At 56.8% G+C, this 22,878-nt stretch carries 24 protein-coding genes and 1 tRNA gene; 16 read left to right on the forward strand and 9 right to left on the reverse strand.

Annotation, left to right across the window (positions count from 1 at the left end; all coding sequences use genetic code 11):
* Positions 1-27: 27 nt before the first annotated feature.
* The 4 genes from OGM81_12050 to OGM81_12065 form a co-directional block, all read right to left on the reverse strand.
* Positions 28-456: an aspartate carbamoyltransferase regulatory subunit gene (locus tag OGM81_12050; GenBank protein ID UYJ43054.1), complete on the reverse strand. Its 429-nt coding sequence runs from the start codon at positions 454-456 to the stop codon at positions 28-30.
* Positions 443-1,396, reverse strand: coding sequence for an aspartate carbamoyltransferase (gene pyrB, locus OGM81_12055; GenBank protein ID UYJ43055.1), 954 nt, complete (start codon positions 1,394-1,396; stop codon positions 443-445). Before pyrB ends, OGM81_12050 begins: the two co-directional genes overlap by 14 nt.
* A gap of 103 nt (positions 1,397-1,499) precedes the next feature.
* A complete protein-coding gene (locus OGM81_12060) occupies positions 1,500-2,252 on the reverse strand; it encodes a GntR family transcriptional regulator (GenBank protein UYJ43056.1) in 753 nt (250 codons plus the stop codon).
* Positions 2,249-2,893 (reverse strand): endonuclease III, encoded by a 645-nt coding sequence (locus OGM81_12065; GenBank protein UYJ43057.1) that lies wholly within the window; start codon positions 2,891-2,893, stop codon positions 2,249-2,251. Before OGM81_12065 ends, OGM81_12060 begins: the two co-directional genes overlap by 4 nt.
* A gap of 285 nt (positions 2,894-3,178) precedes the next feature.
* On the opposite strand from OGM81_12065, the gene OGM81_12070 reads away from it, so the two are divergent.
* From OGM81_12070 to OGM81_12090, 5 genes are all read left to right on the forward strand, one after another.
* The gene (locus OGM81_12070) at positions 3,179-4,441 is read left to right on the forward strand and encodes a replication-associated recombination protein A (protein UYJ43058.1); all 1,263 of its coding nucleotides are present in this window, start codon (positions 3,179-3,181) and stop codon (positions 4,439-4,441) included.
* Positions 4,442-4,443: 2 nt separating this feature from the next.
* Complete coding sequence (locus tag OGM81_12075) at positions 4,444-5,376, forward strand: lysophospholipase (GenBank protein UYJ43059.1); 933 nt, start codon at positions 4,444-4,446, stop codon at positions 5,374-5,376.
* A 133-nt stretch (positions 5,377-5,509) separates the two neighbouring features.
* The gene (locus OGM81_12080; protein UYJ43060.1) at positions 5,510-5,881 is read left to right on the forward strand and encodes a GntR family transcriptional regulator; all 372 of its coding nucleotides are present in this window, start codon (positions 5,510-5,512) and stop codon (positions 5,879-5,881) included.
* A gap of 4 nt (positions 5,882-5,885) precedes the next feature.
* Positions 5,886-6,584 (forward strand): ABC transporter ATP-binding protein, encoded by a 699-nt coding sequence (locus OGM81_12085; protein UYJ43061.1) that lies wholly within the window; start codon positions 5,886-5,888, stop codon positions 6,582-6,584.
* A complete protein-coding gene (locus OGM81_12090; protein ID UYJ43062.1) occupies positions 6,578-7,357 on the forward strand; it encodes a hypothetical protein in 780 nt (259 codons plus the stop codon). Before OGM81_12085 ends, OGM81_12090 begins: the two co-directional genes overlap by 7 nt.
* Before the next feature lie 371 nt (positions 7,358-7,728).
* On the opposite strand, the gene OGM81_12095 is transcribed toward OGM81_12090, so the two are convergent.
* Together OGM81_12095 and pcp are read right to left on the reverse strand one after the other, a co-directional pair.
* Positions 7,729-8,571 (reverse strand): patatin family protein, encoded by an 843-nt coding sequence (locus OGM81_12095; protein ID UYJ43063.1) that lies wholly within the window; start codon positions 8,569-8,571, stop codon positions 7,729-7,731.
* 109 nt (positions 8,572-8,680) lie between these two features.
* On the reverse strand, positions 8,681-9,292 hold the full coding sequence (gene pcp, locus OGM81_12100) for a pyroglutamyl-peptidase I (GenBank protein ID UYJ43064.1): 612 nt from the start codon (positions 9,290-9,292) through the stop codon (positions 8,681-8,683).
* Between the two features lie 407 nt (positions 9,293-9,699).
* Between pcp and OGM81_12105 the strand changes: the two genes are divergently transcribed.
* The 8 genes from OGM81_12105 to OGM81_12140 all read left to right on the forward strand — a co-directional run bounded on the left by OGM81_12105 (position 9,700) and on the right by OGM81_12140 (position 17,494).
* Positions 9,700-10,746 (forward strand): ABC transporter ATP-binding protein, encoded by a 1,047-nt coding sequence (locus tag OGM81_12105; GenBank protein UYJ43065.1) that lies wholly within the window; start codon positions 9,700-9,702, stop codon positions 10,744-10,746.
* A 3-nt stretch (positions 10,747-10,749) separates the two neighbouring features.
* Positions 10,750-11,571, forward strand: coding sequence for an ABC transporter permease (locus OGM81_12110; protein ID UYJ43066.1), 822 nt, complete (start codon positions 10,750-10,752; stop codon positions 11,569-11,571).
* Position 11,572: 1 nt separating this feature from the next.
* The gene (locus tag OGM81_12115) at positions 11,573-12,424 is read left to right on the forward strand and encodes an ABC transporter permease (protein UYJ43067.1); all 852 of its coding nucleotides are present in this window, start codon (positions 11,573-11,575) and stop codon (positions 12,422-12,424) included.
* 2 nt (positions 12,425-12,426) lie between these two features.
* On the forward strand, positions 12,427-13,668 hold the full coding sequence (locus OGM81_12120; GenBank protein UYJ43068.1) for a spermidine/putrescine ABC transporter substrate-binding protein: 1,242 nt from the start codon (positions 12,427-12,429) through the stop codon (positions 13,666-13,668).
* Positions 13,669-13,776: 108 nt separating this feature from the next.
* Positions 13,777-14,514 carry a thioesterase gene (locus OGM81_12125; protein UYJ43069.1) on the forward strand — a complete coding sequence of 246 codons (738 nt, stop codon included), beginning with the start codon at positions 13,777-13,779 and terminating at the stop codon, positions 14,512-14,514.
* Between the two features lie 80 nt (positions 14,515-14,594).
* Positions 14,595-15,458 (forward strand): conjugal transfer protein TraX, encoded by an 864-nt coding sequence (locus tag OGM81_12130; GenBank protein ID UYJ43070.1) that lies wholly within the window; start codon positions 14,595-14,597, stop codon positions 15,456-15,458.
* 9 nt (positions 15,459-15,467) lie between these two features.
* Positions 15,468-16,151 carry a response regulator transcription factor gene (locus OGM81_12135; protein UYJ43071.1) on the forward strand — a complete coding sequence of 228 codons (684 nt, stop codon included), beginning with the start codon at positions 15,468-15,470 and terminating at the stop codon, positions 16,149-16,151.
* Positions 16,130-17,494, forward strand: a complete 1,365-nt coding sequence (locus OGM81_12140; GenBank protein ID UYJ43072.1) for a HAMP domain-containing histidine kinase — start codon at positions 16,130-16,132, stop codon at positions 17,492-17,494. The genes OGM81_12135 and OGM81_12140 overlap by 22 nt, the downstream gene beginning before the upstream one ends.
* A 41-nt stretch (positions 17,495-17,535) precedes the next feature.
* Here the strand turns inward: OGM81_12140 and sfsA are convergent, their stop codons facing one another.
* On the reverse strand, positions 17,536-18,207 hold the full coding sequence (gene sfsA, locus OGM81_12145) for a DNA/RNA nuclease SfsA (GenBank protein UYJ43073.1): 672 nt from the start codon (positions 18,205-18,207) through the stop codon (positions 17,536-17,538).
* 170 nt (positions 18,208-18,377) lie between these two features.
* Between sfsA and OGM81_12150 the strand changes: the two genes are divergently transcribed.
* The 3 genes from OGM81_12150 (at position 18,378) to OGM81_12160 (ending at position 21,914) form a co-directional block, all read left to right on the forward strand.
* Positions 18,378-18,989 (forward strand): hypothetical protein, encoded by a 612-nt coding sequence (locus tag OGM81_12150; protein ID UYJ43074.1) that lies wholly within the window; start codon positions 18,378-18,380, stop codon positions 18,987-18,989.
* A gap of 344 nt (positions 18,990-19,333) precedes the next feature.
* Positions 19,334-19,579, forward strand: coding sequence for a preprotein translocase subunit SecG (gene secG, locus OGM81_12155; protein UYJ43075.1), 246 nt, complete (start codon positions 19,334-19,336; stop codon positions 19,577-19,579).
* 151 nt (positions 19,580-19,730) lie between these two features.
* Entirely contained in the window at positions 19,731-21,914 is a 2,184-nt protein-coding gene (locus tag OGM81_12160) for an RNB domain-containing ribonuclease (GenBank protein UYJ43076.1), read from the forward strand.
* 106 nt (positions 21,915-22,020) lie between these two features.
* Here the strand turns inward: OGM81_12160 and OGM81_12165 are convergent, their stop codons facing one another.
* Positions 22,021-22,563, reverse strand: coding sequence for a hypothetical protein (locus OGM81_12165; GenBank protein ID UYJ43077.1), 543 nt, complete (start codon positions 22,561-22,563; stop codon positions 22,021-22,023).
* 58 nt (positions 22,564-22,621) lie between these two features.
* Positions 22,622-22,713, reverse strand: a tRNA-Ser gene (locus tag OGM81_12170).
* Positions 22,714-22,878 lie beyond the last annotated feature (165 nt).

Below are 22,878 nucleotides of genomic sequence, written 5' to 3' on the forward strand. Positions count from 1 at the left end.
GCCTTTATTTTTAATACCCTTTTAATCTTACGGCTTCACGCTAAATTCCTGCTCGCAGTACACGCAGCGGTACTTTCCGCTGGGGGTCAGCGCAAAAATATGGTCACAGCCTTCCTCAATCGAGGTAATGCACCGCGGGTTCTTGCACTTGATGACATTGACCAATCGCTTGGGCTGCTCGGGGCGGCTCTTTTTCGCCACGTGGCCATTCTCGATGAACGTAATACTGATCTTCGGGTCTACATAGCCCAAAATATCAAAGCTCAGGCCGCTCACGTCACCCTCGATTTTGATGATGTCCTTCTTGCCACTTTTCTGGCTGCGGACATTCTGCAGCAAGGCCACGGTGGCGTCGCTCAGCTTTTCCAGCTCCATCAGGTGGTACAGGGCCAGGCCGGTGCCTGCGGTGATATGGTCAATGACCACGCCGTTCTGAATTTCATCAACCTTCAACATCGAAAGCTACCTCCCCAGTTTTAGGATCTTTCAAGCCAAGCAGCGTCATGATCAGGGCCATGCGCATATGCACGCCGTTCTGCACCTGGTCAAAGTAAGCGGCACGCGGGTCATCATCCACATCCAGCGTGATCTCATTCACACGGGGCAGGGGATGCAGCACCGCCATGTCGGCCGGGGCCAGATCCAGCTTTGCCTTGGTCAGCACGTAGCTGTTCTTCAGGCGGATGTAATCTTCCTCGTTGAAGAAACGTTCGCGCTGCACGCGGGTCATGTACAGGATGTCAAGCTGGGGCAGGGCTTCTTCCAGGCTGCGGGTCTCGACATACTCAATGCCGTTGGGCTCCAGAATTTCGCTGATGATGTAGTCCGGCACACGCAGTTCTTCGGGCGAGACCAGCACAAACCTCATGCCCGGCAGGCGGGACAGGCTCTTGATCAGGCTGTGCACGGTGCGGCCAAACTTCAAATCGCCGCAGAAACCGATGGTCAGGTGGTCCAGGCGGCCCTTGCGCTGGCGGATGGTCATCATGTCCAGCAGCGTCTGGGTGGGGTGGCTGTGGCCGCCATCACCGGCATTGATGACCGGGATGCGGCTGTAGCGGGAGGCACGCAGCGGGGCGCCCTCTTTGGGGTGGCGCATGGCGGCAATGTCAGCCACGCAGCTGACCACGCGGATGGTATCAGCCACGGTCTCTCCCTTGCTGGCGCTGGAAACACCGGCATCGGGGAAGCCAAGCACCTGGCCGCCCAGGTTCAGCATAGCAGCCTCAAAGGAAAGGCGGGTACGGGTGCTGGGTTCATAGAACAAAGTGGCCAGGCGTTTGCGGGCCGCTACGTCGCGGTAAGCGGCCGGGTCCTCATGGATACGGTCGGCAAGGTCCATCAGACTGAGCGTTTCTTCCAGCGTAAAGTCCGCCGGGTCGATCAAATGTCTCATACACATTCCCCTTTATTCAACGGTCTATGATCTTCTCGGCAGCACCGCACCTTGCATTGTGCAGCACTGCTGTATGTCAAAGCGGTCGCCCGCCTGAACACCATTACAAAAGCTTGCGCACCATCGCAAAATCAAAGAAATCAGTATAATAAGTTTGGCAGCACAGCACCGGTTTGCACAGGCGGGAGTAGCAGATCTCCTCCAGCTGCAAAAGCGCCTGTTCGGGGCGCAGGGCCAGCTGGCGGCGGATGCCTGCCGGGCCGGACACTGCATGCAGGTGGGCCACAGTCTCCGTCACTTCAGTATGGCAGTGGCGGGCGGCAATATCAAAAATGGGCTGGCTGAAATCAATGCCTTCCAGCCGCTTATTGTCAAATAAAGAAAGCGGCAGAATATCGGTGGAAAACAGCACCGGCGTATCATCCGCCATCACGCGGCGGCGCACAAACACCAACGTCTGCGGGGCGTCGGTGGGCAGCTGCAGCTTTTCGGCCAAAGCGGGGGAGGCGATTTCCCGCGTTACGCTCAAGTTATCGCTGCGGGGTTCCTTGCCAATAGTGCGGATCATTTTATAGAATTCCAACTTCTGATCCATGCGGTTTTTCAGCTGCACCACATCCCGGTTTACCAAGGTGCCAATGCCGCGCACACGTTCCAGGTAGCCGTCGCGCTCCAGCTCGCTCAGGGCGTCGCGCACTACCGTGCGGCTAACCCCCAGATCGGAAGCCAGCTCCAATTCACTGGGCAGCTGGGCAGCACCGCTATAGCGGCCATTTTCCAGTTCCTCCAGCAGGCGGGCAGCCGTATGCTGGCTGCGCAGCTCACCGCCCAGCCGGTTTTCGGTCTGTTTATTCATCGATCAAATTCCTTTCGGGCCCGACATACGTCTGCCAGGCAGCATTTATCGCAGTAGGGGGTGGTGCGCGCCGTGCACACCGCGCGGCCATGGTCTACCAGCCGGTGGCAGAAATCACTGCCTTCTTCCGGCGGAATGATCTTCCACAGTTCCTTTTCGACTTTTGCCGGTTCCTTAATGCCGTCCACCAGGCCGATGCGGTTGCACAGCCGGATGCAGTGGGTGTCAGTCACGATGGCCGGCTTGCCGAACACATCCCCCATAATCAGGTTGGCGCTTTTGCGGCCCACACCGGGCAGGCTCAGCAGCGCGTCAAAGTCGCTGGGCACTTTGCCGCCGTATTCATCCCGCAGCTTGCGCATACAGGCAGAAATATCCCGTGCCTTGCTGCGCCCCAGGCCGCAGGGTTTTACAATGGCTTCGATTTCTTCCGGTTCGGCCGCTGCCAACGCTTCCACACTGGGATATCTGGCAAACAGGTCCTGCACCACCACGTTTACACGGGCGTCGGTGCACTGTGCCGCCAGCCGTACCGACACCAACAGCTGCCAGGCGTGGTCATAATCCAGCGTACATTCTGAGCGGGGGTATTCTTTTTTCAGCCTATCAATACAGATCCGTGCGAGTTCTTTTTTAGTCACAGGATTCGCTCCGTTTCGTTTTCTTCTCTTGATTTTACCACGATGCGCCCTTTTAATCAAGCGCAGAAGTATGATGTTTTGGTACATATCCCCCCATGTGTTTTCCTGAATCGCCGATACGGCAAAATTTTCCCGTAAAACACAGTTTACATCGGCCTTTTATCGGTGCTGCCTTGATTTCACCGCCAAAATCACCTATAATTTAATGATAAGAATTTCTATTTTATGCGGCATACACGCCGCAGCATTTTTAGCTAAATTTATAGTAAGTAAAGGAAATCCACCATGGAGCCATTGGCACAGCGTCTGCGCCCCCGCACTTTGGATGAAGTCTGCGGACAGCAGCATCTTTTAGGCAAGAATCAGGTTTTCCGCCGCACGGTCGAAAGCGGCCATATCCCCAACATGATCTTCTACGGTCCCTCCGGCGTAGGCAAAACCACTGTGGCCAGCATCATCGCTGCAGGCAGCGGCATGAAACTGCACAAACTTAACGGCACCACCGCCTCCACCAGCGACATCAAGTCGGTGCTGAACGACATCGGCACCTTGGGTACCGACGGCGGCATCCTGCTGTATCTGGACGAGATCCAGTACTTCAACAAGCGCCAGCAGCAAAGCCTGCTGGAATGTGTAGAGCAGGGCACCGTCACCCTGATTGCCTCCACCACCGAGAACCCATACTTTTATGTATACAACGCGCTGCTTTCCCGCTGCACGGTGTTTGAGTTCAAGGCACTGACCGCCGCCGACATCCGCCAGGGCTTGCAAAACGCCGTAGCCCGCCTGGGGGCCGACGACCAGACGCCGATTTTGATCCCGGACGACGCGCTGGACTACCTGGCCCAAAGTGCGGGCGGCGATATGCGCAAAGCCCTGGGCAACCTGGAGTTTGCCGTCACCGCTGCGCCGATCGAGAACGGCACCCGCACCATCGACCTTTCCATGGTGCAGCAGGTAGCCGTGCGCACTGCCATGCGGTACGATAAGCTGGGCGACGACCATTATGATATTGTCTCGGCTTACCAAAAGTCGATGCGCGGCTCCGATCCGGACGCCGCCCTGCATTATCTGGCCCGCCTTCTGGAAGCCGGTGACCTGCCCAGCGCCTGCCGCCGCCTGATGGTCTGCGCCTGTGAGGATGTTGGCCTGGCCTGGCCGCAGATCATCCCCATTGTAAAGGCTGCCGTGGACATTGCCAACGCTGTCGGCCTACCGGAAGCTCGGCTTCCGCTGGCCGATGCTGTGGTATTGGTCGCCACGGCACCCAAATCCAACTCTGCCCACAATGCCATCAACGCCGCCGTCGCGGATGTCCAGGCAGGCCGCACCGGCCCCATCCCGCGTCAGCTGCAAAACAAACACTATGACGGCGCCGACGCCAAGGTCAAGGGCCAGCATTACCTCTACCCTCACGATTTTCCCAACCACTGGACCGCCCAGCAATACCTGCCCGATGCCATCAAGGACCGCCGCTACTACGAACCCGGCGACAACAAAAACGAGCAGGCTTTTGCCCAATACTGGAAGATGATCAAAGGAGAATAACCATGTCCACCCTCCACTGCGAAAACGTTACGTTTCCTTCCTCTGACAGGAAACATACCTCCTCGGCCGTCATTTATACCTGCCCGGACGTGCCCGTGCGGGCAGTCATCCAGCTCAGCCACGGCATGTGCGAGTACGTCCGCCGCTATGCACCGATGGCGGATTTCTACGCCGCCCATGGCATTGCCCTGGCAGGCAACGACCACCTGGGCCACGGCGACACCGCCCAGGCAGGGGAGCACGGCCACTACGGCGAAAAGGACGGCCGCTTTCATCTGCTGGACGACCTGCATACAATGAACAGCCTGCTGCACGAGCGTTTTCCCGGCCTGCCCATCATCCTGTACGGCCACAGCATGGGCAGCTTTTATGCACGATGGTACGCTGAAAAGTGGTCGGAGAGTATCACGGCACTTATCATTTCCGGCACAGCTGGTCCCAGCGTGATGAACGCCATCGGCCAGCGTCTGGCTGCTCTGATTGCTGCCGTCAAGGGCAATGACGCCGTCTCGCCCTTGATGGTCAATCTGAATTTCGGCAGCTATTGCAAGCGCATCCCGGATGCCGCCTCGCCTAACGCCTGGCTCAGCCGCGACACCCAGGTCGTACGGGATTATGACGCCGACAAGCTCTGCACCTTCTCGTTCACCGCGGGCACCTACCGGGAGATGCTGGCCACCCTCAACCACGTCAGCCGCAAAAGCTGGGCTGAGGGAATCGCCAAGGACCTGCCCATCCTGCTCATAGCCGGTGACGCTGACCCCGTAGGCAACTATGGCGCCGGTGTACGCACCGTCTGGGCCATGCTGGGTGACGCCGGTGTACAGGATCTGACCTGCCAGATTTACGAGGGTGCCCGCCACGAACTACACAACGAAACCAACCGTCAGGAGGTATTCGATTACGTCCTGACCTGGATCGAATGCCATATTTAAATTCATTTTATATCGCATTATCGAGAATCCTCGGCTTATACCGGGGATTTTTTATTTTACCTATTGACAATGCTATACCTCGCGTGTATTATTGTATTAGATGCTTAGCACAAACATACAGGAGGCAACCAACATGAATTGGAACATAACCGCCGGGCGGCCAGTGTATGTCCAGCTGATCGAACAGCTGGAGCTGGCGCTGGTAGCGGGGGAATTCCCGCCAGGCAGCCGCATCCCGCCTGTGCGGGAACTGGCCGCCGATGCAGGCGTAAACCCCAACACGATGCAGCGTGCCTTGCAAGATTTGGAAAGTCGAGGCCTGCTGCAGGCGCAGCGCACCGCCGGGCGTACCGTCACAGCCAACGATACCGTATTGCAAGCTCTGCGCCGCAAACGCGCTGTCACCCTAGCCCGGGATTTTCTGCAGCAAATGCACGCCCTGGGCATGACCGCAGCAGAGGTCGAGACCCTGCTGCGGGAAACCGAAACATCAGAAAAGGAGTAACACAATGGAACCTGTATATGAAGTCCACGGCCTGTGCAAATACTATGGCAAAAAGGCCGCGCTGGATGGCGTGGATTTTACCGTAGTGCCGGGTAAATTGGTGGGTCTGCTGGGCCCCAATGGCAGCGGCAAAACGACCCTTATTAAAATTTCCGCCGGGCTGCTCACGGCCGACAGCGGCACCGTCCGTATTGATAAAGCACCGGTAGGTGTCTACACCAAGGCCATCACCAGCTACCTGCCGGACCGCATGGCCCTGCCTACCGAGTTCACCGCCGCTGACGCCGTAAGCCTGTACACTGATTTCTTTGCCGATTTCGACCGTACCAAGGCCAACGCCATGCTGGCCGACCTGCATCTGAATCAGCACGATCGCATCGGCGCTATGAGCAAGGGCACGCAGGAGAAAATGCAGCTTTGCTTAACGATGAGCCGTGCCGCCAAGCTGTACCTGCTGGACGAACCTTTGGGCGGTGTTGACCCCGCCGCACGGGAATACATTTTAAACACCATCCTGCATAACTACAGCGAGGACGCCGCGCTCGTGCTCTCCACCCATCTGATCGGCGATATTGAAAAAGTGCTGGATGAGGTTATCTTCCTCAAAGACGGTTCTGTCATGCGCCAGGTCGGCGTGGACGAGCTGCGTGAGGAGACCGGCACCAGCGTGGACACTTATTTTAGGGAGGCATACAAATGCTGACGAAACTTTTAAAATATGATTTCAAGGCCACCGGCCGCATCATCCTGCCCATCGCGGGCGGCGTGCTGTTATTAAACTTCGTCTCGGACCTGCTGGGGCATTATGTCAACAACACCGGCCATACGATGCCCTGGGTCGGCGTTTTTATGGGGCTGCTCACCCTTGCCACGTTTTTGGGCATGCTGGCGGTGCTGGCCATCTGCTTTTTTTCCAGCGTGCAGCGCTACTACAAACTGTTGGGGGAACAGGGCTACCTGATGCTGGCCCTGCCGGTACACGCCTGGCAGCACATTGCCGCCAAGCTCATCTGCGGCGTCGTGTGGACGCTGTTCGGCTTTTTCTACTTTGGAATCTGCGGTACGCTCACCCTCTCGGCACTGGACGGCGACAGCTTTTCCCTTACCGGCGTAAACATCCAAGATGTTCCGCTCCTGCTGTTATTCTTCCTCCTGATTCTTGCACTGATTGCCGGTGCCCAGCTGCACGCTTACCTGGCCTGCGCCTATGCGGGGATGTTTACCCAGCATCGGCTGACCATCAGCATCATCAGCTACTTTGTAATTGGCTTTATCGGACAAATGCTGAGCCTTGTCGGCACCATTGTTTTTGCCATTAAAGTATATCCGTCCCTCGATAACATCGGCAGCATGGTCGAACTGCAAAACGGCATACTCCTTTCCGTCTGCGTCATCTTCCTGCTCACCCTGTTGGTGGACGCCCTGCTTTGGGCGCTGACTCAGTGGCTCATGAGCAGCCGCCTCAATCTGGCTTGATTTTTCCGTTCTCTGTTCCGATTAATAAAGAAAAGAGCCTGTTTTTTCATGCAATCTCGTATGTTGTTTACTGCATCTTCTAAAACGAGGCTTTCACTTTTTGTCATCTGTACCGTGATGCCCTGTCTGTTTTTGTACAGCTGCATTATCAGCAGTGGATCAGGGGTACACGGCGGCTCGGTGCTGGCGCTGGCGCTCATGTGGTTACCGGGGTCGGCTATCGGCTATGCTGTTATTGCGTTCCTTATTTACAAACATTCCAAAGCCCCCTAAACATAATAAGAAACCCCAGGCAGGAACCGGCCCCCCATAAAAGGGGGTGCAGGCTCCTGCCTGGGGTTTCTTCCCTTATTAATTACTTAATTACTTAATTATACAACAAAATCCCGTATTGCTTCGGCATCGTGCAGGCCTTTGGTGTACAGCTTTTTCAAGGCCCCCTGGTCGCGGGTCAGCGTTTTGACACCGCAGGTGTCGTCAGGTGCAATGATGAGCACTTTGCCCTCGGCAGCCAACTGCTGTGCTTTCTGGATGCCTTCATTATAATGTTGGGCGCGCAGGGCCAGCTGTTCGGCAGCTTTCGGGTAGCGTCGGCGGATGACGCGTGCCAGCTTGCGGTCGGTGCCGTCGGCGCGGATGATCCCGGCGGGCTTTGTCAAAATCAACACCACCTTATCGCAGCCATCGGCAAAGGCCTTGTCCAGGGGGATGGTATCGCCCAAAGCGCCGTCATAGTAGGGGACACCATCAATCACAATGGGCTTGCAGGCCACCGGGATACAGCAGGAGGCCATCAGCACGCGGTAGTCGTCCTGGTGCAGATCACTGCGTGTAAAGTATTTCGGCTTGCCAGTGGTTGCATTGGTGGCAATCATGTACCATTCCGCCGGGTTTGTGTTCATTTTTGCAAAGTTCAGTGGGTTTTCGCCGCCCGCATTGCTGAGCGTCCCATAGATATATTGCAGGTTCAAAAATGAGCCGCCGTGCAGCATGTTGCCCGCGCCCATGTACTGCTTGCGCATCGAGTATTCCTCGTAAAACAGGTAGTTTCGCCCGTGCTGGCCGCTTATATAGGATGCGAGGTTTGCACTGCCAGCCGAAATGCCGATGCCATAATCAAACTGTACATCGTTTTCCATACACCAGTCAAACACGCCCGCCGCATAAATGCCGCGCAGGCCGCCGCCTACGTCGATCACGCCAATTTTTGCCATTTGTTGCTTCCACCTCTCATGCAACAAATTATACACCTGTCACACGCGCAAAGTATCATACAATCTGGCGCAGATGCCCGAAATTTTGTCCTTTTAGGGCATAGCTATTTTAACCGCACGCCGCCACAGCTTCCACCGCCGTTTCCAGTCCGCGGGCAATTTGGCGCAGGTCCATGCTGGGGGTGCCCAGCGGCTTATTGATGACCTGCTCCATTGCATAGGGCACATGGATGAACCCACCGCGCACATTGGGGTACTTTTTATCGATGAGATACAGCAGGGTATACAGCAAATAGTTGCACACATAGGTGCCCGCCGTGTAGGAGACCGCGGCCGGTATCCCGGCATCCCGCATCCGCTGCACCATGGCTTTTACGGGCAGGGAGGTGAAGTAAGCGGTCTCACCGTCCTCCCGGATGGGCACATCCACAGGCTGATACCCGGCATTGTCCGGGATGCGGCCATCCATAAGGTTGATGGCCACTTTCTCCGGAGTGATAGCCGCGCGGCCGCCCGCCTGTCCCACGCAGATGACCGCATCGGGTTTATGCCGCTGCATAGCGTCCTCCAGAACCGCACCGGCGCGGTGGAACCGGGTTGGGACTTCCAGCTTGATGATCTCGGCCCCGGCAATGGTGTCAGGCAGCAGTTTGACTGCCTCATAAGCCGGGTTGACGGTCTCGCCGCCGAAGGGATCGAAGCCGGTAATTAAAATTTTCATGGCAGAGCGCCTCTTTTCGCAGTTTTTGCCATTATAGCATATCTGCCTTTCCATCTCAAGCGCCGTGCCACACCGCACTTTTGCCGTAATCCTCCCCATTTACGCATTTTTTAATGATTCATGAACATTTCTTTACAGATTTATTATAAGTTTTAGTTGACAAACACTCTCCATGCCGTATAATGTATCTTGTGTGTGCATCTATAGGGTAAATCTTTTATGCCCTGACACATTGGCGTTGTATGTGCTGCTTGTAGCGGACCTGTCCACCGGGACCGTGTAACAAACCTTTGCGGGGCGGCATAATTGGCGCTGACTCGTTAAGCGCTTTGTGCCGGCCTAAGGAAGAAACGGTGCGAAAAGCAAGTGCTGTAACGGGAAATTCCGCAAAGGGGGATGCAATAATAATGAATGAGAATCTCATCGTATCGCTGAAAGACATTGTTGTTGATTTTGACGGGCAGAAGGTCCTGGACGGGCTTTCCCTCGACATTCACGACAAAGAGTTCGTTACTTTCCTTGGCCCTTCCGGCTGCGGCAAAACGACCACTCTGCGTGTGATTGCCGGGTTTATTACCCCAAAATCCGGCAATGTCTTTTTTGATGGCAAAGACATCGCCGACCTGCCACCCTATAAGCGCCAGGTCAACACGGTGTTCCAGAAGTATGCGCTTTTCCCGCATCTGAACGTCTTTGAAAATGTGGCGTTCGGCCTGCGCCTGAAAAAGTTACCGGAGGAAGAGATCCGCCCGAAAGTTCTGGAAATGCTGGAGACCGTCGGTCTAAAAGGCTTTGAGCGGCGCAGCATCCATCAGTTGTCTGGCGGCCAGCAGCAGCGTGTGGCCATCGCCCGCAGCCTGGTCAACCAGCCTCGCGTGCTGCTGCTCGACGAGCCCCTGGGTGCTCTGGACCTGAAGCTGCGCAAAGAGATGCAGCTGGAGCTTAAGCGCCTGCAGCGCGAGATGAATATCACCTTCGTTTATGTCACCCACGACCAGGAAGAAGCCCTGACCATGTCGGACACAGTCGTGGTCATGTCCGGCGGCAAGATCCAGCAGATCGGTTCGCCGCAGGATATTTACAACGAGCCCAAGAACGCCTTTGTCGCCCGCTTTATCGGTGATTCCAACATCGTGGACGGTGTGATGCTGCGTGACTTTTTCGTCAACTTCGGCGGTCATGACTTTACCTGTGTGGACCGCGGCTTCAAGCCCAACGAGCCGGTGCAGGTCGTCATCCGTCCCGAGGACGTGCAGATCGTGCCGCCGTCTGTCGGCATGCTGACCGGCCTGGTGCGCGAGGTCATTTTCAAGGGCGTACATTTTGAAATGCACGTGGATGTGGAAGGCTATGAGTGGCTGATCCATTCCACCCAGGCAAGCCAGCCCGGCGAACTGATCGGCATGAACATCGGCCCCGACGAAATTCATATCATGAAGCGTTCGGAGGTGTAAGCGATGCTTAAATCCAAGACCTCCCGCTGGCTGGCCGGGCCGTATCTGCTCTGGATGGCCGCTTTCATCATCGTTCCGCTGTTCATCGTCATCTGGTATGCACTGACCAACGCAGATGGCCGGTTCACGCTGGATAACCTGACCCAGATTGGCCGCTACTCCAGCGTTTTCATGCGCAGTTTGATTCTGGCTGCCGTGTCCACGGCCATCTGCCTGGTCATGGCCTTTCCCGTTGGCTATTTTCTCTCCCGCCTGCGTGCCAACAAGCAGCATATCATGCTCATGCTGGTCATGCTGCCCATGTGGATGAACTTTCTGCTGCGCACCTATGCGTGGATGACCTTGCTGGAGAAGAACGGCCTCATCAACAAGTTTTTTGGCCTGTTCGGCCTCGGACCCTTTAACATGATCAACACCTCCGGCGCAGTGGTGCTGGGCATGGTGTACAACTACCTGCCGTTTATGATCCTGCCCATTTACACGGCCATGACGAAGATCGACAACTCGGTCATCGAGGCTGCACAGGACCTGGGCTGCAACGTCTGGCAGATCTTGTTCCGCGTGCTGGTTCCTTTGACCGGCCCCGGCATTGCCACCGGCATCACCCAGGTGTTCGTGCCTGCGGTCTCTACCTTTATCATCAGCCGTATGCTGGGCGGCGGCTCCAACCTGCTGATCGGCGATTTGATTGAGCTGCAGTTCCTGGGCAATTCCTACAACCTGAACCTTGGCTCTGCCATGAGCCTGGTGCTGATGGTCATCGTCCTGCTGTGCATGAGCTTCACCTCCAGCTTTGATGAGTCCGAGATGGAAGGGGTGATGTAAGATGAACAAAAAGCAATCTGTTCTCTTGCAGCGCACCTATATCATCCTGGTGTTCTGCTTCATGTACCTGCCCATCGCGGTCATGATTGCCTTTAGCTTTAACGAGAGCAAGTCCCGTTCCAACTTCACCGGCTTTACCCTGGACTGGTACAAGAGCCTGTTCCACAACGAAATGATCCTCTCGGCGCTGGGCCTCAGCCTGGTGCTGGCGCTGGTATCCAGCGTGGTAGCTACCGTACTGGGTACACTGGCTACCATCGGCATCAACTCGATGTCCCGCAAAAGCCAGCTCATCATCAACAATATCAGCTATGTGCCTGTCGTCAACCCCGAGATCATCACCGGCGTTTCGCTGATGCTGCTCTTCGTCATGGCGCAGAATTTCGGCATCGGCGGCGAGAGCGGCATCTTCGGCTGGTTCACGCTGTTGATTGCCCATATTACCTTTAATATTCCGTATGTCATCTTCAACGTAGGCCCCAAGCTACGCCAGCTGGACCCCAGCCTGTACAACGCGGCGATGGATTTGGGCTGCACGCCGCGACAGGCCTTCTTCAAGGTCATCATGCCGCAGCTGTCCCCGGCCATCCTGTCGGCATTCCTAATTTGCCTGACCTACTCCATTGATGACTTCATGATTTCCTACTTCAACTCCGGCACGATGCAGACATTGCCCATCGCAATCTACTCGATGACCCGCAAAAAGGTCAGCCCCGAGATCAACGCCTTGTCTGCAATCATCTTTTGCGTCATTCTGGCCATTATCCTCATCTCCAACGCGATGGATTCCCGCGCATACCGCCGCAACCAGAACGCCATCCGCAAGGCGATGCAGGACGAAGGGGGGCGCTGAAGATGAAACTGAAAAAGTTTGCTGCAGCAGTTTCCACTGCCTTGATGCTGGCTGTTTTTACCGCCGCACCTGCGCTGGCTGCTGACGAGATCGAAGTCAACGATGACATTTCCGTCTCCGGCGACTACGACTGGACCCGTTTTGCCAACGACCACATCACCCTGAATGTCTACAATAACGGCCTATACATCTCCGATGGCTCCGATGACAGCGTGAATGTCGTTTCTGCTTTTGAGGATCTCACCGGCATCAAGGTCAACTACACCACCTACGATTCCAACGAGAGCCTGTACGCCAAGCTGAAATCCGGCGGCGTGTCCTACGATGTCATCTTCCCGTCGGACTACATGGTAGGTAAGATGATCAACGAGGGCATGCTGGCCGAGTTGGATATGGATAACATCCCCAACATTGCCGGCGTGGGCGAAACCTATCTCGACCGCAGCTTTGACCCCGGCAACAAGTACAGCGTGCCTTACATGTGGGGCACCACGGGTCTTATCTACAACACGACGATGGTCGAAGAACCTCCCACGAAATGGGCCGACATGTGGGATGTGGAGTACACCAACAATGTGCTGATGTTCAACAATTCCCGCGATGCTTACGCCATCGCCGCCAAGGTAGCCGGCCTGTCGATGAACCCGCAGTCTGTGGACGAGATTACCGCCATCACCGAAAAGCTGAAAGAGCAGAAGAACATCGTGCAGGCTTACGTCATGGACGAAGTCTTTGACAAGATGGAGGGCGGCGAAGCCGCCATGGCCCCGTACTACGCAGGCGATGCCATCACGATGATCGACGAGAATCCCGACCTTGCCTTTGTCCACCCGGAGGAAGGCGTCAACTTCTTCATCGATAGCATGTGTGTCCCGGCCAACGCCAAGCATAAAGAGGCTGCCGAGATGTTCATCAACTACCTGTGCGAGACCTCTGTCGGCCTGGCCAACTGCGATTTCATCGGCTATTCCACCCCGCTGACCGCCGTGTGGGAGGAACTGGACGATGATCTCAAGTACAGCGAGATTGCCTATCCCAGCCAGGAAGTACTGGACAAAGCCGAGGTTTTCAACACCCTGCCGGATGACATCAACGCTGCCATGGACGCCCAATGGAGCGAGATGAAGAGCTACGAGGAGGGCGGCAACGGCTGGATGGTCGTTGTCATGCTGGTCGTTGCCATTGCGATCTCCACGTTCAACATCTGGCGCAAGCTGCGCAAAAAGTCCCGCGATAACTACTGATTTCTCAAAGCGCTCTGCCTCTTTGGCAGGGCGTTTTGCTTTTTGTGCATTTTCGTGCTATACTGTTGGATAAGTTGACTTTGCTATTGACCATAAGGAGAGCACCCTATGTCCGCTGCACCCAAAACCTACACGCAAAAATTCACCGTCTACCGCCACGATGGCGACCATCTCGGCAATGTAAAGCCCGGTGCGTTGCTGCGCTATGCCCAGCAGATCGCCACCACCCACGCCGAAGCCGCCGGGCTGACCGATGAAGTTTACACCGCCACCCGCACGGCCTTTGTGTTGGCCAAACTGGCTTTGCATATTGACCGCACACCCCGCGTGGACGAAGAACTGACCCTTGTCACCCAGCCGGAGTGCTGCAAGCGCGCCGTCAATAAGCGCATCACCCATTTTTACGATGCCGACGGGGCCGAGGTCGCCGTTATTGACAGTCGCTGGGTGCTCATCGACATTGACAAGCGCATCATTCTGCGCAAACACCCTGAGCAGTTTGCCGACCATTGGGCCGAGGATGTGCCCTTTGCACTGCCGATGAAGATGACCAAGGCCGCGCCCGAAGCCTGCGAACTGGCAGGGGAGCCGGTCGCCAGCTATTCTCGCTGCGATATGAACGGCCATCTCAATAATACGCGCTATGCCGATATTCTGTGCGACGCGCTGCCCTGGTCCGTGTGGGAGCAGGGCACCGTGCAGGATCTGCTGCTCTTCTATCACCGCGAGGTCCCGCGGGGTGAATCCTTTACCCTAAGCCGTGCCCGGACCGGCGAAAAGCAGTATTATTTCAACGGCGAGCGCGAGGGCAAGTCCGCCTTTGAGGCCAGCATCACTTTTGCCTGATTTTTTATGTAAAACTTAGAATCTCTACATAAACCCCTGTTACACTGTTTGCAGTAAAACGTGAAAGGGGTTTTCTTAGTATGCTTACCGCAAAACGCGCCGGGCTGTCCGGCACCGCTCTCAAAATCATCGCCCTGGTGCTGATGGTGCTTGACCACATCCATTATTTTTTCGAGTTCACCGGCCTTGTACCGGAATGGTTCAGCATGTTGGCACGACTATCCGCACCGCTGTTTTTGTTCTGCACGGTGGAGGGCTTTGCCCACACCCATGACCGTAAGCGGTACTTTCTGCGCATCTGGGCCATTGCCACGTCCATGGGCACGGTGGAGTTTTTCATGATCTACGCCCACGCCCTGCGCCGGGGCGACGGCTTTTACCCGGCCAATGCAATTTTTCAGCAGTTTATGCTGCTCTGCATCATCTGGCAGGGCATCGACTGGCTGCGCCAGCGCCGGTTTGTACGGGGCGTACTGGCTGCTGCCGCGCCGATCCTCTGGCCGTTTTGCATCGTAGCGCTACTGACGCTTTTTCCCAAAATTCAGGACGCACCGATTGGCTCTGCCGTGTTGGCGTGGGTCATCACCGCGCCGCTGCCTTTGTGGACATCCATCACCGACGGCGGCTGGTCCTACCTGCTGGGCGGTATTGTACTGTATGCGCTGTACAACCACAAGCGTCTGCGGCTGGCGGTGTGGGCAGTGTTCACATTTTTGACGGAGTTTGTGCTGGTCTGGCTGCAGGCACGCAGCTTCCCGGATTTTACTTTCTCGCAGATGCTCACGACCTATTATGAGTGGTTTGCCGTCTTTGCCGTCGTGCCCATGGCGCTGTACAACGGCCAGCGCGGCAGCGGGCATAAGCTGCTGTTTTACTGGTTTTATCCCGCGCACATCTACCTTTTGTACGCAGCATCCTGTCTTGTCTACACACTCACGCAGTAAGGGGTTCTTATGGCCAACATTCTGGCGGTCGATGATGACCGCGACCTGTGTACCTTATTGAAAACAGCACTTGAGCGGGACGGCCATACGGTTGAGACCCGCTGCACGGGTGCCGATGTCACCAGCTCGCTCTGCCGCTGGGCAGACTGCATTCTGCTGGACATCATGATGCCCGGCGAGGATGGCTTTGCCGTCTGCCGCCGCATCCGCGCCCAGACAGAAGCACCCATTTTGTTCCTGACCGCCCGCACCGACGAGCCATCCGTCCTGACCGGGCTCGGCATCGGGGCCGATGACTACCTCGTCAAACCGTTCCGCCTTGCTGAGCTGCGCGCCCGTGTCAATGCCCACCTGCGGCGGCAAAACCGTGCCCCGCAGCATCGGCTGGTGCGCGGCGGCGTCTGCTTTGATCTGGCCGCAAAATCTGCCGCCGTGGGCGGCACGCAGCTGCCGTTCACCAAGTCCGAGTATGCCATCTGCGAGTTTCTTGCCCTGCACGCCGGGCAGACATTTGGCAAAGAGCAGATCTACGAGGCTGTGTTCGGCTACGATGGCACGGCCGATGACACCGCCATTACCCAGCACATCAAAAACATCCGCGCCAAGCTGCGCACCGCCGGGCTGGCCAGCCCGGAAACCGTGCTGAAAACCGTATGGGGAGTTGGATATTTATGGAACGCCGCCGACGCCTGACTTCTTTGCGCAGCGTGCTGCTGCGCTACCTCTGCCTGTGCGGCGGGGGATGCGCACTGATTCTGGTCCTTTGGTGGGGCATTTTTATGCAGCTGATCGATAACGGCTTTCTGCTGTCTGCCACAGCCTCGGCACAAGCCTGTGCCGAGGCGCGTGAAACGGTCGCTTCCATGACGGCAGATACCTTTGACCCATCCGCAATCAGTTCTCTTTGCCGCTATGCCGTCGTCTGTGATGCCAACACAGATGCAGAGCGCGTAACCACCACCAATATGAGCGCCCACCAGCTGAAAACCGCGCTCAACGACCTGCACGGCGGCAGCGGCAACCTGGGGATGATGCAGTATCAGTACATCGTCACCACGGCTGACGGCGCCACCTGCCTTTTGCAGTACGACTACGCCGTGCCCTATGCCGACCCGGCCCTGCGGGAACGCCTGCCGGATTTTCAAACCTGTTACATTATCTTTCTGGTCGTTTTGGTGTTGGCATGGCTGGCCGTAACCACCCACCGTACCGTGCGTACCTTTACGGCAGAGACCTCCCGCATCGACGAGGCGACGCGCCAAATCGCCGCCCAGCACCCCGAAGCTGTTGACGTAGACCACGCGCGCATCCGGGAATTTTCGGCCACGCTGCAAGCCCTGCAGACTATGGGCCAGCAGCTTACCGACAGCCTGCAGCGCCAGTGGCAGCTGGAGCAGCAGCGCACCGAACAGGTTGCCGCACTGGCGCATGATTTAAAAACGCCGCTCACCATCATCCAGGGCAACGCTGAACTACTGGCCGAAAGCGCCGACACCACCGCTCCCGAACTGGACGCCATCCTGCGGGCAGGGGACCGCGCCCAGCAGTACCTTGCCGCCCTGCGCAGTGTGGGCACGGTGCCCGCCGCCCGCCAGCGTACCGACAGCCATGCCTTTGTTGCCGCGCTGGCGGATACGGCCAACGCCCTCTGCCGCCCGGCGAAGCTCCACTTTGTTTTGCAGGAGCAATGGCAGGGCCAGTTTCTCTGCGCCGCCCCGGAACTCAGCCGTGCACTTGAAAACATGCTGGACAACGCCGTGCGCTATACTCCCGCCGGTGGCACCGTCACGCTGGATGTCAGCAAGACAGAGGACACGCTGGTTTTCACTGTCACCGATACCGGCCCCGGCTTCACGCCCGAAGCCCTGCACAAGGCCGGGCAGTTCCTCTACACCGACGCCGCCCGCCCTGGCAACGGCCACCAGGGGCTGGGGCTGTATCTCGCCCGCAGCGTCGCCCAGGCCCATGTTGGCAAGCTGGTGCTTGCCAACACCGGCACCGGGGCGCAGGTGCAGCTTTGCCTGCCCATGCAATAAAAGATAAAGGCCCGCCGAAGCGAGCCTTTGCCTGTAAAATTTCAGTTTTTCCATTCCCGTGCCTGCGTGATGGCCAATCCGTCCGGTTCCACGCGGCACAGCAGAAACAGCACCTTGACCCCAGCCGTCCGGGCTTGTGCCAGTGCTTCGGCAAATTGCGGGTGGGTCGCGGTGTTGGGACGTACTTCGGCCACGCCTTCCATCTGGATGACAAATGCTACCGCACAGTGGTAACCCTGCTGCGCCGCCTTTGCCAACTCGTGCAGGTGCTTGACGCCGCGTAGGGTAGGGGCATCCGGGAAATAGCCGATGCCGTCCACTTCCAGCGTACAGCCTTTCACTTCCAGCAGGTACTTTTCTTCGCCTTTTTCCATGTAGAAGTCAATGCGGGAGCCGCCGTAGGTATACTCCGGCCGCACCAGGTCATACCCTTCCGTTTGCAGCCACTCCTGCACCACCTTGTTGGGGGCCTGGCTGTCGATGTTGACCCACCCCAGGCTTGGCTTGTACACTGCCACCAGATCATATTTGGTTTTGCGGTTCGGGTTATCGCAAACTTCCAGCCGCACATCCGCACCGGGCAGCAGCAATTCTTTGCAGCGCCCGGTGTTTTTTACGTGGACGGTCTGCATCGCACCGTCTACTTGCACCTGCGCAATGAAGCGGTTGGGCCTGCTCACAAACTGACCGCTGATGATCGTGTTATATTTCAAAGTAAAACCTCGTTTATGATAAGCATTATGTCTCACATCCAATATTTATTATAGAGGATACGCCCAAATCCTGCAAGGCGGCAGGGGACTTTCGCAGACACATTGTAATTGCCCCTGCCGTGTGGTAGAATCAGGTAAAATAAAAGATCATTGCAAACGAGGTGTATTCGATGAATGAGCCAAACCGTCCCCTTTGGCAGATTATTCTTGCTGCCGCAGTTCTTTTCGGCTTCTTCGTGCTGTTAACGGTCATACGTACCTCTAAAACCGATACCACCCCAGAACCAACCCCCACCCCGGCAGAATCTCCCATCGCTGAGGAACCCGCCCATACCCCCGCACCAACGCCCACCGAGTCGACCGCCGAAACCACCACACCGGAAGAACCTGCCGAAACCACCGCACCAGAAGAGAACGGCGAGCTATTCTCCAAAGACTACATCGGCTCGGGATATAAGACCATTTATAACACCTATCTCAAAGCTACTTCCAACACCCTCGAGTACGGACTGACCGCAAAGGGGGACGGCTATTACATCGTAAACGACACCGAGGACGCCGTGGAAATTTTGCAGTATGACCGCGAGTCCGCCAACGGCAGCTGCGGTCTGTATGTATACGAGCGCTGCGAAAAGGACGCCTACGGCGGCTGGTCTCGGCAGGAGGCCCAGATTTTGAACATCTACGCCTATCGCTACTGGGAAGACATCGCCGTCGCCAGCGGAAAAACAGGCTGGAGTGATGCCCCCAGCCGCGAGTACAGCGAATTGACGGGGGAGTGACCTCTGCGGGCCGCACCATACCATTTCCACCCACGGATCTGCACGGCACAGCCCCAAATGTGAACATTTTGAAAAATGACAAAAAAATTACAAAAAAATGCTTGTAGCCCTATTGACATCTGGTGACAAAAAGGTTACAATTTAGTTGCAAGTTAGATAACACCCCAAGTTAAATAACTTTACCACATTTTTCATGTGTTCTTCTCCTCCTTTCTTAAACCCCGCCCCTCCCTCAAGGGCGGGGTTTCCTTTTGTTGTGTAGTCTTTTTTTCAAAAAACACTTGCGTCGGCGAGACAACTATGCTATACTTAAACTTGCATGAGATTTCAAAGGAGTGCTAACTATGAACTGGTATGAGATTGCTCTCGGCGTTGTTCTGATCGCCGTTTCGCTTCTGATCATCGTTTTTACCCTTGCACAGGAGCAGAAGGGCCAGGGCCTGTCTGCCGCCATCATGGGTGATAACACCGCTATGGCTGCCGGCCGTGAGCGTAGCGTCGATGCAAAGCTGGCTAAGCTGACCAAGATCTGCGGCATCATTTTCTTTGTCGTCACGCTGGTCGCTTGCGTTCTCAGCGCACGTCTGTAAGGTAGTTTACAATGCAATAAAAACCGGTCCGCTCCTGCGCACATTGGTGGTGTAAGGCGGGCCGTTTTTTATGGGAAAGTTTCGGGGCATTTGTGCCCAAACAGGAAGGGCCCTGCCGGACGACAGGGCGACGTAAATCAAAGGAGTAACTATGACACCCTTACAAAAAAATATCCTTGCCGCCGTCAAGCGCCGCCCCATGACGCTGCGCGAGCTGCAGAACAACCTGCAGGTGGATAATTCCCGTCTGCGCACCTCTGTCTCCGCCATGGTCGCCACCGGTGAACTGGCCATGAAAAACGGCACCTACGTGCCCGGTTTTGCCACCTACGAGAACCCCACCGCTCCCGGCGGCAGCATTCCTTGCACGCTGGTCAAGCTGGCCGCCCGCTTCGGCTTTGCCAGCCGTGATGACGGCGAGGGCGACATTTTCATCCCCGGCCGCGCCCTGCACGGTGCCATGCCCAACGATAAGATTCTCGTCAAGCTGTTCGACCATCCCCGCGTGGAAGGTTCCTCTGAGGGCGAAGTGCTGGAAGTCACCGTGCCTAACAACCGCTTTGCCGGCACAGTCTGCCTGTCCGAGGATGGCCGTCTGGCCGTCGAGCCCGACGGCTGCCGCGATGTCAAGTTCCTGCTGGCCAAGCAGGGCAGCGAAGGCGTGCACCTGGGTGATAAGGTCGGCTTCCTGATTACCCACCGCGGCGAGCGTCATAACGCCCACCGCGCTGCTGTCGTCGAGAAGTTCGGTTCCTCCGACTACGCCTCCGAGTGCGCCAAGGCCATCCTGTACGGCCGCAACGTCCGCCTGGAATTCCCGCCGGAGGTCCTGGAGGAAGCCCGTACCTACGACAACGCCACCATCGACCAGGCCGAAGCCGCCCACCGCATGGACCTGCGCGCCATCCCCATCTTCACCATCGACTCTGCCGAGACGAAGGACATCGACGATGCCATTAGCCTGCAAAAGCTGGAAAGCGGCGGCTACGAGCTGGGCGTCCACATTGCAGACGTCAGCCATTACGTCCGCCCCGGCTCTGCGCTGGACAACGAGGCCTACGAGCGTGCCACCAGCATTTACTACGCCGACAAGGTCATCCCCATGCTGCCCACCCAGCTGTCCAACGGCATCTGCTCGCTGAATCCGCAGGAGGACCGCTTTGCCTTCTCCTGCCTGATGCGCCTGGACGAGCAGGGCAACATCCTGGGCTACAACTTCGTCAAGTCCGTCATCCGCAGCCGCGTCAAGGGCGTGTACAAAGAGATCAACGCCCTGCTGGAATCCATGGCCGCTGAAACTACCGAACCTGTTGAAGCCGACGAGGCCGCCGGACCGATCGATCCGGAGAAGCTGAACGCTCTGAAAGAGAAGTACGCCGAGGTACTGGAGCAGCTGCCCATCATGGACGAGCTGTACCGCAAGCGCCTGGTGCTGCGCAAGCAGCGCGGCGGCATGGAGATTGAGTCCGACGAAGCCAAGCTCATCATCGATGAAAACGGCCGCTGCGTGGACATCGTCAAGCGCGGTCGCGGAACTTCCGAGTGCATGATCGAGGAGTTCATGCTGCTGGCTAACCAGTGCGCCGCCAACGCAGGCCGCACCAACAAGGTGCCCTTTGTCTACCGTGTGCACGAAGCCCCCGATGCCGAGAAGATGGAAAAGCTGTCTGCCACGCTGCTGGCCTGCGGCCTGAACGCCAAGTTCAAGAATCCCATCCCCACGCAGCTGGAACTGGCTGCCCTGCTGGACGAGACCCGCGGTCAGCCCATCCAAACCCCCGTACACACCGGCATCCTGCGCAGCATGCAGAAGGCCCGTTACGCCCCGCAGCCCTTGGGCCACTACGGCCTGGTGCTGGCGGACTACGCCCACTTTACCAGCCCCATCCGCCGTTATCCTGATCTGGCCATCCATCGCATCCTCAGCGAGATGCTGCTGGGCGCCAACAACGCCCAGATGACCAAGGACTTCACCGACTTTGCCGCCCGCGCCAGCGAGCAATCCAGCAAGCAGGAAGTCACCGCCGTCCGCATCGAGCGCGACGTCGAGGACCTGTACAAGGCCGAATATATGCACAACCACCTGGGCGAGGTCTATATGGGTACCGTGGCCGGCATCACGCCGCGCGGCGTCTTTGTGGAGCTGGAGAACACCGTTGAGGGCTTTGTCCCCGCCGCCGAGCTTTGCAAGGGTGAGCCGCAGGTCGTGGACGGCGTCAGCATGGTCGACCCGCTGACCGGCCGCACCTGGATGCTGGGCACCTCGATGAAGGTCCGCGTGGCCGCCGCAGATGTTGCCCTGGGCCGTATCGACTTTGAGTATATGGTCGAGTGATTTTCCTTATTATAAAAGCTCAATAATCTCAAAGAGCCTGAACAGCTTGTGTAAAGCAATCGTTCAGGCTCTTTTTTATTGCACTTTTTCTATTTTGTTCCGTTTCTCAGCGCAGCATGGCCGTGATGCTGCGGTTTACTGCCTGCGTTTTGTCGGCATCTTCAAACTGCAGCCGGTGTCCGGCATCCGGCACGATCAGGCAGGGGATAGCCCGTGCCTTGCAGAACTGCTCAAGCTGGTCCGCCGCCAAGTGGGCATCCTTGGTGCCCACCACCGCGCCGAACACATCAGCACCCTGCGGCAGTTCCTGCAAAGTTTCCTCCAGCGGCGTCAGCAGAAAGAACCGCGGCCGCAGCCCCAGCGCCTTCGCCGTACGCACCGCGCAGAGCGTCCCCAGGCTTTTTGCAAGGAAAGCCACATCGGTATAGTCTGCAAAACGAACGCCGGAAAGCCGTCCCAGAATCGACGGCAGAGCCAGCTCCGCTGCGCGGCCCATATCGGCCGTGCCGTCAAAAGGCACACCGGCGAAATCCAGGCACAGTGTCCCGTACCCGCGCGTCGTATAAAACGCCAAACAATCCTGCATCAACTGCTGGCGGCAGGTATACCGTATTCCCGGAAACGCGATAACAATTCCTCTTTTCATCATAAAACCCTCCCACGACAAATAAAAAACGCTGACAGCATAACACTATCAGCGTTCTTTATGGCGGAAAGAAAGGGATTCGAACCCTTGAGGGCTTTAGGGGCCCTACACGATTTCCAGTCGTGCGCCTTAGACCAGCTCAGCCATCTTTCCATATTCAGTTGCGCGTCTCTCAAGAGCGCTTTAATATAATATCAGTTCAAGGGATAAATGTCAAGGCTTTTTTACAATTTTTTTCAAAAAAGTACAAATTTAAAAAATCGCAAGTTTTGCACTTGCAAAACACATTCGTTCGTGATAAAACATATTGAGAATAAG

This window comes from Oscillospiraceae bacterium (assembly GCA_025758045.1).
In the GTDB taxonomy this organism is placed as follows: domain Bacteria; phylum Bacillota; class Clostridia; order Oscillospirales; family Ruminococcaceae; genus Gemmiger.